Genomic DNA, 14,348 nt, shown 5'->3' on the forward strand with positions numbered 1-14,348 from the left:
CTCTGGTGCAGAGTGAAGACGTGACCGAGACACGTGACGAGCACAGCGGGTCGATCCGAGACCTCGGCACCGCAGTCTCGGTGTTCGCCGCCCAGCGCCGCCGACTGTTCGGCATCGCCTACCGGATGCTGGGCACCGTGGCCGACGCCGAGGACATCGTGCAGGAGACTTGGATCCGCTGGCAGAACACCGACCGGACCCAGGTGCAGGAACCCGCCGCTTTCCTCACGACCATCACGACGCGTCTGTCGATCAACGTTCTCCAGTCGGCTCGCGTGAAGCGGGAGACCTACATCGGGCCGTGGCTGCCTGAACCGGTCAACACCGACGACGATCCCTCGCTCGGCGCCGAGCGTGCCGAGGCGCTGCAGTTCGCGATCCTGCTGACGCTCGAGAAGCTCACCCCGACCGAGCGTGCGGCGTACATCCTCCGCGAGGCGTTCGACTATCCGTATCCCCGCATCGCCGAGATCATCTCGTCGAGTGCGGTGAGCGCTCGACAGCTGGTGAGCCGGGCTCGCGCGCACCTGGACTCGGCGAAGCAGATGACCGTCGAGCCCTCGCATCAACGTCACCTGCTCGAGGCCTTCCTCGCCGCCGCGCGGAAGGGTGATGCCCGGGAGCTCGAGAAGCTCTTCGCCGCCGACGTGGTCAGCTACACCGACGGCAACGGGGTGAAGCTGGCGGCGCGGATCCCGGTGATCGGTCGTGGCCGCGTGGCCCAGTTCGTGGCTGCCTTCGCACACCACTTCTGGACGGGCAAGTCGATCGGGTGGGTGGAGGTCAACGGTCAGCCCGCCGCGACGCTCGTCGAGAACGGTGAAGTCACCACGATGGTCACCGTCACGGCGTCCGACGAAGGGATCGAGCAGTTGCTCTGGGTGATGAGTCCCCAGAAGCTCGGACACATCACCGCGGTCGCGACATGACTCGCGGGCGGCGTCCGGCTCGTCTGGGCCGGCGACCTCGGGATGCCTCCGAACCGATCGCTGTGGAAGAACTCCGGCTGGCGCTCGCCGCGGGCGACCGCGCCGGCATCCGCTCGATGCTGCACCCTGACGTGGTGATGATCATCGACAGCGGAGGTCGCATGCCACAGTCGTCGACCGCCGTCGACGGGACCCACACGGCATCCGCGGAGCTGGCGGCACTGGTGGCGACCGGCCCCACGGTCTCGATCGCGTCGATCAACGGCTCCGCTGGACTCGTGCTGGAACGAGACGGCGCAGTCGTCGCGGCGGTGTCGGTCGAGAGCAGATCAGGGCTGCTCTCGCGCATCTGGGTCGTCTGCAACCCCGACAAGCTCACCCACTGGAACCGACGCCGCGACGGCTAGAGCGTGATGTCGGATGCCGAGGCGAGCGCCCGCCACTCGGTCGATCGGGCGCTGCGCCGGTCGAGCACATCGGCATCGAGCAGCGGGCAGACATCCAGCCCCGTCACCCGGATGATCTCGGTGATCGGAACCTGGAAGGTGCGGAATGCGCCGAGCGGCGGAACCGCGAAGAGACCGTCCGGTGACTCGACGAGCTCTGACTGATCGAGCACGAACCCGGCCGCTGACAGACCGTCGGGGCCCTGCCACGCCGCGATCTTCCAGAACAGAAGAGGGATGCGGATGCCGCGGTACGGCGGATCGTCGTCTCCCAGCACAGGGGCCGTGAACACCGAGATCCGCTGATCCGTCGTCTCGGCATACTCGAGCACGTGGTCTTCCAGACCGAGCCAGAGCTCTGCGGACTGATTGAAACCGGCGGCCTGCGGGGCGGCGTTCGGATAGAAGAACGTCGCCTCGGTCGCCGCCCGAGCGTCGTCGACATCACCCCAGCCGGGGTCGCGTCGGCGCACGAGGTGGCCGCGATCGAGGTCGTTGCGCGCATACACCTCGGGTCCGGTCTGCAGTGCTGCATCGACTCGGGGGTCGAGCTGCCAGTCCCCGGTGCGGGGCAGCTCGCGCAGCAGCGCCCCGTCGATGTTCACGCCCGTCACGGCGGCCAGGCGGCGCTCGCGGTCGAGCAGCACGCTGAAGTGGGGGTAGGTCAGCTCCGTCGCATCGCGGGCCGGCCCGGGCAGGGGCACTCGCGTCGGAAGGAAGTCGAGGTCGTATCCGTCTGCCATACCGACATACTGCCTGGTTCCACCGACATCGCCCCGGCCCCGCCGCACACGCGAACGCCCCCTCCGAAGCGAGCTCGGGAGGGGGCGTCCGCGGTCAGCGACTCACGGCGTGGGCATGCCGCCGTTGACGTTGAGCGTCTCGCCGGCGACGTAGCTCGACTCCGCGGAGGCGAGGAAGACGTAGGCGGGGGCGAGTTCTGCGGGCTGGCCCATGCGGCCGAGCGGGGTGTCCTCCCCGAACTCCGGCAGCTTCTCCTGCGGCTGCCCGTCGCTCGGCTGCAGCGGCGTCCAGATCGGTCCCGGTGCCACGGCGTTCACACGGATGCCCTTCGGCGCGAGCTGCTCGGCGAGGCCCTTCGTGAACGCGTTGATCGTGGCCTTGGTCGATGCGTAGTCGACGAGGATTCCCGACGGCGAGTAGGCCTGGATCGACGTGGTGTTGATGATGGTCGAGCCTGCCGGGAGGTGCGGCAGCGCGGCCTTCGTGATCCAGAACATCGCGTAGACGTTGGTCTTGAAGGTGTCGTCGAACTGCTCGTCGGTGATGTCGGTCAGCGACTCCTTGTAGATCTGCTTGCCGCCGTTGTTGACGAGGATGTCGAGGCCGCCGAGCGCACCGACCGCCTCCGAGACGAGCGTGCGGCAGTACTCGGGGTCACGGAGATCACCGGGGATCTGCGCCACGGTCGCGCCGGCGTCGCGGAGGATGCCGGCGATGCGCGCCGCATCCTCTTCCTCTTCGGGCAGGTACGAGAGCGCGACGTCCGCGCCCTCGCGTGCGAAGGCGATCGCAGTCGCCGCGCCGATGCCGGAGTCGCCGCCGGTGATGAGCGCCTTGCGTCCGGTCAGTCGGCCGGTGCCGCGGTAGCTCTCCTCACCGAGGTCGGCCTTCGGACCGAGGTCGGCATCGAGGCCGGGCTCCGGCATGTGCTGCTTCTCGGGTTCGATGTCGGAGTAGAGCTCGGCCGGGTTCGTGAAGGTGTACTGGTCGCGAGACATGGGGGTTCCTCTCGGTCGCTGGTCTGGGGGTATGGCTCCAGCGTGCGCCGACGTCGGAATGTCGGCCAGCACCTTGCGTCTCACGCCGAGGGTCGCTAGAGAGGCCGCCGAGAAGGGGTCGACCCGTGCGGACGCCGGGAGTAGCCTCGCCGCATGGCCCGACTCATCTACTCCATGATCACGTCGCTCGACGGATACGTCAGCGGGCCGGACGGCGGGTTCGACTGGGCGCTCGACGACGACCTGCACGACTTCATCAACAAGCAGTTCGCAGACGTCGGCACCTACCTCTACGGGCGGCGCATGTACGAGACCATGGTTTATTGGGAGACCGCTCATCTCGAACCCGATCAGCCGCAGGTCGGCATCGACTACGCGCGGGTGTGGCAGGCCGCGCAGAAGGTCGTCTTCTCTAAGACCCTCGCCGAGGTGTCGAGCGAGCGCACCCGGCTCGAGCGCACGTTCGATCCGGAGGTGATCGCGCGGTGGAAGGCTGAGTCCGACAGCGACTTCTCCGTCGACGGCCCCACTCTCGCCGCCGAGGCGATCCGCGCGGGACTGGTCGACGAGTTCGGTCTCTTCATCGGACCGGCGATCGTCGGTGGTGGCAAGCCGTTCTTCCCCGACGGGGTGCACGTCGACCTGGAGCTCGCCGAGGATCGGCGCTTCGACAGCGGCGTGATGTTCCTCCGCTACACGACGCGGGGGTGACCGGAAGCGGCCCGCGTGATCAGGGGCGCACGCGAACGGTGCGGCCCTCGAAGGTGACCAGGTCGCCGTCATGCAGCTGGCGTCCGCGCCGTCGATCGACCTCGCCGTTGACCTTCACGAATCCGTCGATCACGACCTCCTTGGCGTCACCACCCGAGTCGAGCAGTCCCGAGTACTTCAGGAACTGGCCGAGGCGGATCATCTCGCCGCCGATGGAGACATCGTCGATCGGACCGGAATTCGTCATGACTCCGATGGTATCCGGCGGTGCTCAGCTCCGAGCGAGCGCCGCGTTCACCGCGGATGCCGAGTACTCGCGCTCCACCACCATCGCCGCGAGCCCCACGGCTGTCGCCTTCTCGCCCAGTGTCGATTGGCTGATGCTCAGGTGCCGGGTCGCGCGGGGCAGGGATCGGGGATAGAGGGTCTCGCGGACTCCGGCCAGCAGCGGCGGCGATGCCAGCATCCCGCCGAGCACCACCTCCGAGGGGTTGAGGAGCGAGACGACCGTCGCGACGACCTCGCCGATCACCCGACCCGCCTCTTGAGTGAGTCGCGCGGCATCGGGGTCGCCGTCAGCGAGGTAGGTGCCGACATCCGAGGCTGACGAGGCGGGCTTGCCGAGCTGGGTGAGCGCCCTGGCCACTGCTCGGCCTGATGCCGCGGCCGCCAGACATCCGTGCGCTCCGCACTGGCACAGCAGGTCGTCGTGCCCGGCGATCTTCACATGGCCGATGTCACCCGCCCCTCCGTCGGTGCCGCGGTATGCCCGGCCACCCAGCACGATGCCGGTGCCGATGCCCGACGAGACCTTGATGAAGCACAGGGAGCGTGAATCGGGATGCGCTGCGCGCTGCTCACCCAGTGCGGCGGCGTCGGCGTCGTTCGAGACCAGCACGGGGACGCCGAGGGCGTCGTGCAGGTGATCGGGGATCGGGTAGGCGTCCCAACCGGGCATGATCGGCGGCTGCGAGGGGCGCTCGGTGTCGGGGTCGACAGGACCGGGGATGCTGAGCGCGATCGCAGCCACATCCTCGCGGCGGATGCCGGCCTGCGACAGCAGGCGCTCGGCGTGCTCGGCGATCGCGTTGAGGGTCGCGTCGGGTCCGTCGGCGACGGCGACCTCGATGCGCTCCTCGGCGGTCACGCGTCCGGCGAGATCGGTCAGGGCGACGGTGGTGTGCGTGGTGTCGACGTTGGCGGCGATGACGTGCGCGTGAGCGGTGTTGAACTCGAGGCGCCGTGACGGTCGACCCGAGGTGACCTTCTCGGTTCCCGACTCGATGATGAGTCCCGCCTCGAGAAGCGCGTCGATGCGCGTGGCGACGGTCATCCGCGACATCCCGGTGACGTCGAGCACATCGCCGCGCGTGAAGGCGCGGCGCTCTCTGATGAGATCGAGGACTTCCCCGGGACCGGACATCGAACCTCCTGACGACGAGATCAGCTTAATGCTTGACAGCTAGGCGACTTATGTCTAGCTTTTAGTCTTAATGGGAGTCGACCCGACGGCTCAGTCCTGCATTTCCAGCGCAAGGAGGCGCATAGTGAATACCCGTGCGACAGCAGCAGCAATGGCCGCGGTGTGCGTGACGGCGCTCGCCCTCACCGGATGCACGAGCTCCGGTGACGACGACGGCGGCGATGCCGGCATCACCTTCTGGCTGCAGGAGGACCTTCCCGATCGGGTGGCCGCCACACAGGAGATCGTCGACGCGTTCACCGACGAGACCGGCATCGAGGTCGAGGTCGTCTCGGTCGCGGAAGACCAGTTCGCCCAGCTCATCACCTCGTCTGCCGCGGCCGGCGACCTGCCCGACGTGATCGGCGGGATCTCGCTGCCTCAGGTGCGCACGCTGTCGGCCAACGAGTTCGTCGACACGGATGCCGTCGCGACGACGATCGACGCGCTCGACGCGTCGACGTTCTCCGAGAACGCGCTCGCCCTGACCTCCGACGGCGACACCAGCCTGGCGATCCCGAGTGAGTCGTGGACCCAGATGCTCTTCTACCGCACCGACCTCTTCGAGGCCGCGGGCCTGGACGTCCCCGACTCGTACGAATCGATCCTCGAGGCCGCGAAGACCCTCGACTCGCCCGAGGTCGCCGGTTTCGTCGGCGCCACCGCCCCGGGCGACGCCTTCACCGAGCAGACCTTCGAGCAGATCGCGCTCGGCAACGGATGCGAGCTCGTCAACGAAGACGGTGACGTCGAGCTCGACTCGGATGCCTGTGTCAGCGCGTTCGAGTTCTACGGCGAACTGACCGGCGACTACTCGGTGCCGGGTGCGCAGGACGTCGACACGACCCGCGCCACGTACTTCGCGGGCGACGCGGCCATGTTCATCTGGTCGAGCTTCGTGCTCGACGAGCTGGCAGGCCTGCGTGAGGATGCGAAGCCCTCGTGCCCCGAGTGCCTCGCCGACCCGGCCTTCCTCGCGGCGAACACCGGCGTGGTCACGTCGATCGCCGGACCCGACTCCGACGCCGCGGCGCAGTTCGGCGAGATCACCTCGTGGACCATCACCGAGGGAGCGAACACCGACGCGTCGCAGTCGTTCGTCGAGTACATGATGAGCGACGGCTACGAGCCCTGGATCGCGATCGCGCCCGAGGGGAAGGTTCCCGTCCGCACCGGCACCCCCGAGGATCCGACGATGTTCTCCGACATGTGGGCGACGCTGCCCGCCGGAGTCGACACCAAGGCTCCTCTGTCAGACTTCTACGCACCCGAGGTCCTCGATGCTGTGGCCGCAGGGCCGGAGGATCTCGCCCGCTGGGGCATCACCCAGGGTCAGGGCTCGCTGCTCGGCGCGCTGCAGGGCGAGCTTCCGGTCGCGACGGCGGTGAGCGATGTCGCCCAGGGCGGTGACCCGGCTGACGCCGCGTCGACCGCCGCCGAGACCGTGCGCTCGATCGCAGAGTCGCTGAAGTGAGCAGAGTCGTCGAGGGGTCCGGGCTCGGGGCACAGCGCCCCGAACCCGGCACCACGCCGCAGAGACCGACCGGCGCGGTGAAGCCGCGGCGCGGGTCGAGGCACAGTCGGGAGGAGAACCGGGCGGGGCTGCTGCTCATCTCGCCGACCTTCATCATCATCCTGGTCGCCGTCGTCCTGCCGATCATCTGGGCGATCTCCCTCGCATTCCAGGACGTCCGGCTGATCAACATCCGCGGCACCGGGATCATCGGCGACTACACCCTCGACAACTTCATCGACGTGCTGACGTCGCCCGGCTTCTTCAGCGCGCTGTGGACCACGATCGTCTACGCCGTGTGCGGCACGGCGCTCGCGATCGGCATCGGCCTCGCCGCCGCCCTCGCCCTGCGCAAGCCGTTCCGCGGGCGTGGCCTCGTGCGCGCCTCGCTGCTGCTGCCGTACGTCGCCCCGGTCGTGGCCGCGACGTTCGTGTGGTCGACGATGCTCAACCCGCAGTTCGGCATCGTGAACTGGTTCGGCACCACCGTGCTCGGATGGGAGGAGCCGATCGCGTTCCTCTCGGACCGCGCCCTGCCCGTGAGCATCTTCGGGTGGGAGGTCGAGCTGCCGATGGCGCTGATCACCGTCATCCTGTTCGAAGCCTGGCGATCCTTCCCGTTCGCCTTCCTCTTCCTCACGGCCCGACTCGAGGCGGTCCCGGCCGTGCTCGACGAGGCGGCCAGGGTCGACGGCGCGACCCCCACGCAGCGCTTCCGGCACATCCTTCTTCCGCAGCTGCTGCCGACGATCGCGGTGCTCTGCGTGCTGCGCTTCATCTGGACGTTCAACAACTTCGACGACATCTACCTGCTGACGGGTGGCGGAGCCGGCACCGAGGTCGTCTCGGTGCGGGTGTTCGACCTGCTCACCGCTCGCGGTGACATCGGCGCCGCCGCCGCTCAGGCCCTGGTGCTCGCAGCCATTCTCGCCGTGCTCGTCGGCGTCTATCTGAAGATCTTCGGCCGACAGGAGGAGCAGGCATGAGTGCGACGACCGACGCCGTCACCGAGGCCCGGCCCGCTAGACGCGGATTCGACCGCGACGGCTTCGAGAACGCCCTCTTCCGCATCCTGCGCCCGATCGTCATCGTGCTGCTGGTGCTCGCCGCCGTCGTGCCGTTCTACTACATGGTGCTGCTCAGCTTCCGCTCGCTCGACTCGCTGCTGCAGAACCCGGGCGCGCTGTGGATCACGATCGAGGAGCTCGACTTCTCGACCTACCTCGACGTGCTGGCGCCCGTGGACGCCGGCGGGCAGGGCTTCATCGTCTTCATGCGCAACTCACTGCTGGTCGCTCTCGCGACGGTCGTGCTCACGCTCCTGGTGTCGATTCCCGGTTCGTATGCCGTCAGCCGACTGGCCTTCTTCGGTCGCCGTCAGGTGTCCGGCCTGTTCCTCGCGGTGTACTTCTTCCCGGCGATCCTGCTGGCGGTGCCGCTGTTCGTGTTCTTCACGCAGATCGGGCTGCGCGGCTCGCTCGTCGGACTGCTCATCGTCTACGTGTCACAGGTCGCGGCGGTGTCGATCTACACGCTGCGCAACTACTTCGCCACGATCCCGGTCTCGCTCGAGGAGGCTGCGGCACTCGACGGGTGCACCCGGTTCCAGATCATGCGCCGGGTCAGCATCCCGCTCGCCATGCCCGCGATCGTGTCGAACGGACTGTTCATCTTCATGATCGCCTGGAACGAGTTCCTCTTCGCTCTGCTGTTCCTCGTCGAGAAGCGCGATTCATGGACCGTCTCGCTGGGCCTCTCCCAGCTCTCCGGCAGCATCGAGGTTCCCACCACGGTCCTCATGGCCGGTTCCGTGATCCTGACCCTGCCCATCATCATCCTCTTCTTCGCCTCCGAGCGGCTCCTCGTCGGAGGCCTCACCGCCGGTGCGGAGAAGGGCTGAGTCCCCGCTGGAAAGAAGGCCCCCCGTGCCCCACGTCGTGCAGTTCTCCGCCGTCCGAGAGGTCGAGCTTGTCGAGATCGCGCCGCAGCCGCTGACATCCGGAAGCGTGCGGATCTCCACCTGGTACTCGGGCATCTCAGCCGGCACCGAGCTCACCGCCTACCGCGGCACCAACCCGTATCTCACCTCCACGTGGGACGCCGACCGACGGCTCTTCGTGCCGGGTGAGCCCAGCTTCGGCTACCCGGTCTCGGGCTGGGGCTACTCCGAGGTCGGCGAGGTGACCGAGGTCGCGGACGACGTGAGTGGAGTGCGGGTCGGAGACGTGGTGCACGGCATCTGGGGACACCGCAGTGACGCCGTCGTGCCGGCATCCGCGGTCGTGGGGCGGCTCGTGCCCGACGGCGCCGATCCCCTGCTGGGGACTTTCGCGCGGGTGGGAGCGATCGCTCTGAATGCCGTGCTCGCCGCCGACGTGCGGCTCGGCGAGCAGGTCGCGGTGTTCGGACAGGGCGTGATCGGCCTGCTCGCGACTCGCCTCGCCACCCTCGCCGGCGGTCGGGTCACGGCTGTCGACACCCTCGCGACCCGGCTGGCGATGGCCGAGGTCTTCGGCGCACGCCACACGGTCGACGCGTTGCGGGAGGGTGGCGCCGGAGAGTCGATCCGCGAGATCACGGGCGGCGGGGCCGACAGTGCGATCGAGCTGTCCGGCACGGATCGCGCCCTGCACGAGGCGATCCGAGCGGTGAGGCCCGAGGGGCTCGTCGCCGCTTCCGGCTTCTATCAGGGTGGAGCTGCCCACCTGCGCCTGGGGGAGGAGTTCCACCACAACCGCGTGCGGATCGTCGCCAGCCAGATCTCTGGAGTGCCTGTCGCGCTCGGCGGCCGATGGGACCAGGCTCGTCTCGTGCGCACCGTCATGGCGCTCATCTTCGACGGATCGGTGGATGCCGGGGCGCTCGTGTCCGACATCGTGCCGTCGGCCGATGTCGCCGCGGTCTTCGACAGGCTCGACGCAGGCGACCCCGACATCATGCAGGCCCTGCTCCGCTTCGACGCCGCCCCCGAGCGTCTCCGGTGAGCGGCATCCCCGACCATCGCCCGCTCGTCCCGGACCGGCGTCGCGCGATCGGCATCGTCGGCGCGGGGGCGATCGCCCGCAGCGCCCACCTTCCGGCATACGGCGCGTGGGGCCTCCCTGTCGTGGCCGTGACGTCGCGGACTCGCGGTGACGCCGAAGCGCTCGCCGCGGACTTCGGCATCGAGACCGTCCACGAGTCCGTCGAGGCGCTGCTCGCGGATCCCCGTGTCGACATCGTCGATCTGGCGACCGGGCCGACCGGTCGCGTCGAGCTGATCGCCGCGGCAGTGGCAGCGGGCAAGCACGTCCTCGCCCAGAAGCCGCTCATCAGCGACCCCGCTGATCTGCCGCGTCTGCGCGAGGTGCTCGCTGATGCGCGTGAACGGGGGATCCGCGTGGCGGTGAATCAGAATGCGCGGTGGGCTCCGGCCTGGCGCCTCGCGTCTCTGCTGATCCGTGACGGCCGGATCGGAGAAGTGGTGGGGGTCACGCATCTGCACGACAAGCCGCTGCCGCCACTCGTGGGCACGCCGTTCGACGACGTGCCGCACATGCTCCTGAACGACTACCTCGTGCACTGGGTCGACATCACCCGCTGCTGGCTCGAAGGATCCCGGGTGGTCGAGATCGCGGCCCGCGACCACCGCGTTCCCGGCCAGCCCGCTGCCGCCCGGAACCCGTGGGGGGCAGACCTGCGGATGCAGACGTCGACGGGGGCGAGTGCATCGATCCGCATCGTGGGCAACGCGCGGACAGACGCCGGCGGGTGCCCGTTCTGGATCCACGGGACCGAAGGGACCCTCCGCGGCAGCATCCTGCTCGGCTCCGACCGGCTGGTGCTCGAGCGTGACGGGGAGAGCACCGAGTTCGACCTCGACGGCCAGTGGTTCACCGACGGATTCGCCGGCGCGATGGGCGAGCTGCAGTGCGCGATCGACGAGGAGCGCGAACCCGAGAACTCGGCCGAGCACGTCCTCGCCACGGTGCGCGCGACCTTCGCCGCCGTCGAATCCGCTGAACTCGACGGCGCACCCGTGCGCCCCCACGACCTCGAACTGACGACAGCCCTCGCCGGGCGGAGTGGAGAAGCGTGAGCGTCCTCGATGAGATCCCCGTCGGGCCCGACGCCCGGGTGTACGCGGAGGGCTGGCAGAGCTGGAGCCCGACCACGTGGCACGGCCAGGGCGACCCGATCCTCCGGCCGGCCGAGCCGTGGCAGCACGCCATGCGCTTCCGGCCGGGAACCGAGGTGGCGACGGATGCGGTTCAGGGCGAAGGGCTGCTCGTCGTCGATCCGGGCGACGGTGCTCCCGCTCGGGTATTCGGCACGCTCGACGCCCGCCGCGAGGTGCCCACACTGCGCGCCCGCTGGCACGGCGACCGGGTGATCGTGGACACGATCGGCGATGTCGCCGACGTCTCGTCGTGGACTCCGGATGCCGGTGGCGACGACACGGGCCCCTCTGCGCTCGCCGCGTTCGGTGACCGCTTCGGCGCAGCCGCCGGTGCCCGGACCGCCGCTCGGTCACCTCGCGTGTGGTGCACCTGGTACCAGTACTTCGAAGACGTGCGGGCTGCGGACGTGATCGAGAACCTTCGGGCGATCGACGATCGAGGGCTCGACGTCGACGTGGTGCAGATCGATGACGGCTGGAGCCTCGGCACCGGCGAGTGGACCGCGCCGCACCCCCGATTCGGGTCACTCGCCTCCGCGGTCGATGCGATCCGCGAGACCGGGCGCCGCGCGGGGATCTGGGCCGCGCCTTTCTCGGTCGGCGCCGGCTCGACCGTCGCCCGGGAGCACCCCGAGTGGCTCGTCGGCGACGCGGGGCGCAACTGGGGCGACGACCTCCGTGGGCTCGACCTGACGCATCCGGGAGTGCGCGAATACCTGGCCACCGTGTTCGGCGACATCCGCGATCTCGGGATCGACTACGTCAAGCTCGACTTCCTCTACTCCGGGGCGATCCCGGGGGCACGGTGGGATGCCGACGCCACGCCGATCTCGGCCTACCGCTCAGGGCTCGAGCTCATCCGCGAGGTGCTCGGCGACGACGCCTTCATGCTCGGGTGCGGTGCTCCGATCCTCCCGAGCGTCGGACTCGTCGACGCGATGCGGGTCTCGGGAGACACCTTCCACGAGGGTGGTGAGGACGGCTCGCAGGGACTCCGCGGGCGGATGTCGCTCGAGGCCAGGTCGTGGCAGCACGGCCGGTTCTGGGTCAACGACCCCGACTGCCTCGTCGCGCGACCGGAATTCGCCCTCCGAGACGAGTGGGCTGAGGTGGTTCTCGCGGCGCCCGGGATCCGAGGGTTCTCCGATCGCATCGACGGTCTCGATGCACGCGGCATGCACCTCGTCCGCGAGCTTCTGAAGGAGTCGGTGGCATGAAGACCAAGATCCAGCTCGAGCAGCGCCTGGCCCCCCTGATCGCGCAGCTCTATCCGGATGCCGCGCCCGAGGTGCTCGCGGCGCTGCTCGAGCTCGCTGAGACCTGGCGTGACCGCCTGTCGCCGGCCGCGAAGGCGCGTCCGGATCAGAGCACCGCCTACCTGATCACCTACGGCGACTCGTTCCGGCGGGCCGGCGAGGCGCCGCTGCACACCCTCGCGGGAGTGCTGCGGGAGCACATCGGTGACGTCATCAGCGATGTCCACCTGCTGCCCATCTACCCCTGGACCTCGGACGACGGCTTCGGCGTGCTGGATCACCGTGAGGTGAACCCGGCGCTGGGCACGTGGGATGACGTCGCCGACCTGCGTGAGGAGTACGCCCTCGCCCTCGACTTCGTCGCCAACCACATCTCGAGCTCGTCGCACTGGTTCCGCCGCTGGCTCGAGCGGGACGAGCGGTTCGCCGGGTACTTCCTCGATCCCGCTCCCGACTTCGACGTCTCGCACGTCGTGCGTCCGCGCACCACCCCGCTCGTCCACGAGTACACGCGGCCCGACGGCTCGACGGCCCGAGCCTGGACGACCTTCGGGGACGACCAGATCGACGTCGACCCGAGCACGCCCGCGGTGCTGCTCGACCTCACCGACATCCTGCTCGGCTACCTCGCTCACGGGGCGACGACCGTGCGCCTCGACGCGATCGGCTACCTCTGGAAGGAGTCGGGCACCACCTGCATCCACCTGCCGCAGACTCACGCGATCATCCGCATCTGGCGCGCACTGGTCGACGAGCTCGCACCGGGCACGATGCTGCTCACCGAGACCAACGTCCCCCACGCCGACAACATCACCTACTTCGGCGACGGTGGTGACGAGGCGAACATGGTCTACCAGTTCGCTCTGCCGCCTCTGGTGCTGCACGCGTTCGTGACCGGACGGGCGACGGCGCTCGCCGCCTGGGCGAGCAGGGTGGGACCGGTGAGCGACACCGCGACCTGGTTCAACTTCCTGGCCAGTCACGACGGCATCGGACTGCGCCCCACAGAAGGACTGCTGACCGACGACGATCGCGCCCTGCTCGTGGAGCGCACCCTGGCCCGCGGTGGTCGGGTCTCGATGGCACGTCGCCCCGACGGGAGCGAGGGGGTCTACGAGCTGAACACGAACTACCTCGAGGCACTCGTCGATCCGCAGGACCCCGACCCCGACGCATCGGCTGTGACCCGCGGCCTCGCGGCGCACGCGATCCTGCTGTCGCTGGTCGGAGTGCCCGCGATCTACCATCACTCGCTCTTCGGGTCCGAGCAGGACCACGCGGGAGTGCAGGAGAGCGACATCGCGCGTCGCATCAACCGCGAGGTGCTCGACGCCGACCGTCTGCGCGAGGAGCTGCAAATCTCGGGCCGTCGAGCGGGCATGCTCGACGGCGTGCGGGCGATGCTGGCGGTACGACGCGAGATCGCCGCGTTCTCTCCGTTCGCGTCGCAGCACATCGAGTCGCTCGACGACCGCGTGCTCGTGATCCGTCGGGCGGCCGGCACCCCGGATGAGGTGACGGCGGTCGTGAACGTCAGCGACGCGACGGTCGATCTGCCGTCGGTGAGCGGCACGGATCTGCTCACCGGCACGCGTCACGAGGGGCTTCGCATCCCACCCTTCGGATACGTCTGGCTCGCGGTCAGCCCAGCGCCTTCTGAATCCGCACGCTGAGGCGGTCGGCGGCCCTGGTGGTCAGCGACCGGCGGCTCGCCGTCCGCCGGGTCGTCGTCTGCAGCGCGATCCTCACATCCGATCCGCCGGTCGTCAGGGGAGTCGTCACGATCGTCACGTCGGCCGGTGCCTCGAACAGCGACCCGCGGGTGCTGAACGCGACCGAACGGCTGTCGAAGTATCGCCGCTCGACGTGCTTCAGGTCGGTCACGAGGTGCTGCAGTGCCTGCACGACGGAGTCCGCTCGAGCGGGTGTGTAGAAGTAGGTGTGCGCCGTGACTGGCATGGATCCCCCCGGTGTCCGCATCGTCGGCGCGCGATGGCGACCGAACTCACTGAGAGAGACCCGACGAGTGACGGATCATGACGCTACGCGGCGGAATCGCCTGCGGGAACCGGGCCGCTGCCGGCACGTCTGGCTGAAACCGCGTCGAGCCGCCGACCCCAGAGGGCCGGC

Annotated in this window: 15 protein-coding genes; 10 read left to right on the plus strand and 5 right to left on the minus strand. The window is 69.0% G+C overall.

Annotated features, from left to right (window positions below; genetic code table 11):
- Positions 1-20 precede the first annotated feature (20 nt).
- Positions 21-929, plus strand: a complete 909-nt coding sequence (locus ACZZZF_RS11650; RefSeq protein ID WP_463498391.1) for an RNA polymerase sigma-70 factor — start codon at positions 21-23, stop codon at positions 927-929.
- A 62-nt stretch (positions 930-991) separates the two neighbouring features.
- A complete protein-coding gene (locus ACZZZF_RS11655) occupies positions 992-1,336 on the plus strand; it encodes a sigma-70 family RNA polymerase sigma factor family protein (RefSeq protein ID WP_056275539.1) in 345 nt (114 codons plus the stop codon).
- Here ACZZZF_RS11655 and ACZZZF_RS11660 read toward each other — a convergent pair.
- Positions 1,333-2,118, minus strand: coding sequence for a DNA/RNA non-specific endonuclease (locus ACZZZF_RS11660; protein ID WP_463498393.1), 786 nt, complete (start codon positions 2,116-2,118; stop codon positions 1,333-1,335). The two genes, ACZZZF_RS11655 and ACZZZF_RS11660, sit on opposite strands and share 4 nt — an antisense overlap.
- 102 nt (positions 2,119-2,220) lie before the next feature.
- Positions 2,221-3,117 (minus strand): SDR family oxidoreductase, encoded by an 897-nt coding sequence (locus ACZZZF_RS11665; RefSeq protein ID WP_053098197.1) that lies wholly within the window; start codon positions 3,115-3,117, stop codon positions 2,221-2,223.
- Between the two features lie 153 nt (positions 3,118-3,270).
- Here ACZZZF_RS11665 and ACZZZF_RS11670 point away from each other — a divergent pair, with 153 nt between their 5' ends.
- Positions 3,271-3,828, plus strand: a complete 558-nt coding sequence (locus tag ACZZZF_RS11670; protein WP_187249187.1) for a dihydrofolate reductase family protein — start codon at positions 3,271-3,273, stop codon at positions 3,826-3,828.
- 19 nt (positions 3,829-3,847) lie between these two features.
- Here ACZZZF_RS11670 and ACZZZF_RS11675 read toward each other — a convergent pair whose 3' ends face one another.
- Together ACZZZF_RS11675 and ACZZZF_RS11680 are read right to left on the minus strand one after the other, a co-directional pair.
- A complete protein-coding gene (locus ACZZZF_RS11675) occupies positions 3,848-4,075 on the minus strand; it encodes an RNA-binding S4 domain-containing protein (protein WP_053098195.1) in 228 nt (75 codons plus the stop codon).
- A 24-nt stretch (positions 4,076-4,099) separates the two neighbouring features.
- Positions 4,100-5,251 (minus strand): ROK family protein, encoded by a 1,152-nt coding sequence (locus tag ACZZZF_RS11680; RefSeq protein WP_053098194.1) that lies wholly within the window; start codon positions 5,249-5,251, stop codon positions 4,100-4,102.
- Positions 5,252-5,375: 124 nt separating this feature from the next.
- On the opposite strand from ACZZZF_RS11680, the gene ACZZZF_RS11685 reads away from it, so the two are divergent.
- Genes ACZZZF_RS11685 through ACZZZF_RS11715 form a run of 7 tightly spaced genes read left to right on the plus strand, consistent with a single transcriptional unit; the run spans position 5,376 to position 13,891 of the window.
- Positions 5,376-6,764, plus strand: coding sequence for an ABC transporter substrate-binding protein (locus tag ACZZZF_RS11685; RefSeq protein ID WP_463498395.1), 1,389 nt, complete (start codon positions 5,376-5,378; stop codon positions 6,762-6,764).
- Positions 6,761-7,789 carry a carbohydrate ABC transporter permease gene (locus ACZZZF_RS11690; protein ID WP_463498397.1) on the plus strand — a complete coding sequence of 343 codons (1,029 nt, stop codon included), beginning with the start codon at positions 6,761-6,763 and terminating at the stop codon, positions 7,787-7,789. The genes ACZZZF_RS11685 and ACZZZF_RS11690 overlap by 4 nt, the downstream gene beginning before the upstream one ends.
- On the plus strand, positions 7,786-8,703 hold the full coding sequence (locus ACZZZF_RS11695) for a carbohydrate ABC transporter permease (RefSeq protein WP_082297926.1): 918 nt from the start codon (positions 7,786-7,788) through the stop codon (positions 8,701-8,703). The genes ACZZZF_RS11690 and ACZZZF_RS11695 overlap by 4 nt, the downstream gene beginning before the upstream one ends.
- Before the next feature lie 25 nt (positions 8,704-8,728).
- A complete protein-coding gene (locus tag ACZZZF_RS11700) occupies positions 8,729-9,787 on the plus strand; it encodes a zinc-dependent alcohol dehydrogenase (protein WP_320489240.1) in 1,059 nt (352 codons plus the stop codon).
- Positions 9,784-10,881 carry a Gfo/Idh/MocA family protein gene (locus ACZZZF_RS11705; RefSeq protein WP_463498398.1) on the plus strand — a complete coding sequence of 366 codons (1,098 nt, stop codon included), beginning with the start codon at positions 9,784-9,786 and terminating at the stop codon, positions 10,879-10,881. The genes ACZZZF_RS11700 and ACZZZF_RS11705 overlap by 4 nt, the downstream gene beginning before the upstream one ends.
- Complete coding sequence (locus ACZZZF_RS11710) at positions 10,878-12,179, plus strand: glycoside hydrolase family 36 protein (RefSeq protein WP_295104608.1); 1,302 nt, start codon at positions 10,878-10,880, stop codon at positions 12,177-12,179. Before ACZZZF_RS11705 ends, ACZZZF_RS11710 begins: the two co-directional genes overlap by 4 nt.
- Positions 12,176-13,891: a sugar phosphorylase gene (locus ACZZZF_RS11715; protein ID WP_463498400.1), complete on the plus strand. Its 1,716-nt coding sequence runs from the start codon at positions 12,176-12,178 to the stop codon at positions 13,889-13,891. Before ACZZZF_RS11710 ends, ACZZZF_RS11715 begins: the two co-directional genes overlap by 4 nt.
- On the opposite strand, the gene ACZZZF_RS11720 is transcribed toward ACZZZF_RS11715, so the two are convergent.
- Positions 13,860-14,177, minus strand: coding sequence for a hypothetical protein (locus tag ACZZZF_RS11720; RefSeq protein WP_053098188.1), 318 nt, complete (start codon positions 14,175-14,177; stop codon positions 13,860-13,862). The genes ACZZZF_RS11715 and ACZZZF_RS11720 overlap by 32 nt on opposite strands.
- Positions 14,178-14,348 lie beyond the last annotated feature (171 nt).

The organism is Microbacterium sp. AC215, from assembly GCF_979258645.1.

Bases quoted from the DNA above. Each gene is read 5' to 3' on its own strand.
- ACZZZF_RS11660 (WP_463498393.1), bottom strand. From the start codon at position 2,118: ATGGCAGACGGATACGACCTCGACTTCCTTCCGACGCGAGTGCCCCTG.
- ACZZZF_RS11665 (WP_053098197.1), bottom strand. From the start codon at position 3,117: ATGTCTCGCGACCAGTACACCTTCACGAACCCGGCCGAGCTCTACTCC.
- ACZZZF_RS11670 (WP_187249187.1), top strand. From the start codon at position 3,271: ATGGCCCGACTCATCTACTCCATGATCACGTCGCTCGACGGATACGTC.
- ACZZZF_RS11675 (WP_053098195.1), bottom strand. From the start codon at position 4,075: ATGACGAATTCCGGTCCGATCGACGATGTCTCCATCGGCGGCGAGATG.
- ACZZZF_RS11680 (WP_053098194.1), bottom strand. From the start codon at position 5,251: ATGTCCGGTCCCGGGGAAGTCCTCGATCTCATCAGAGAGCGCCGCGCC.
- ACZZZF_RS11695 (WP_082297926.1), top strand. From the start codon at position 7,786: ATGAGTGCGACGACCGACGCCGTCACCGAGGCCCGGCCCGCTAGACGC.
- ACZZZF_RS11715 (WP_463498400.1), top strand. From the start codon at position 12,176: ATGAAGACCAAGATCCAGCTCGAGCAGCGCCTGGCCCCCCTGATCGCG.
- ACZZZF_RS11720 (WP_053098188.1), bottom strand. From the start codon at position 14,177: ATGCCAGTCACGGCGCACACCTACTTCTACACACCCGCTCGAGCGGAC.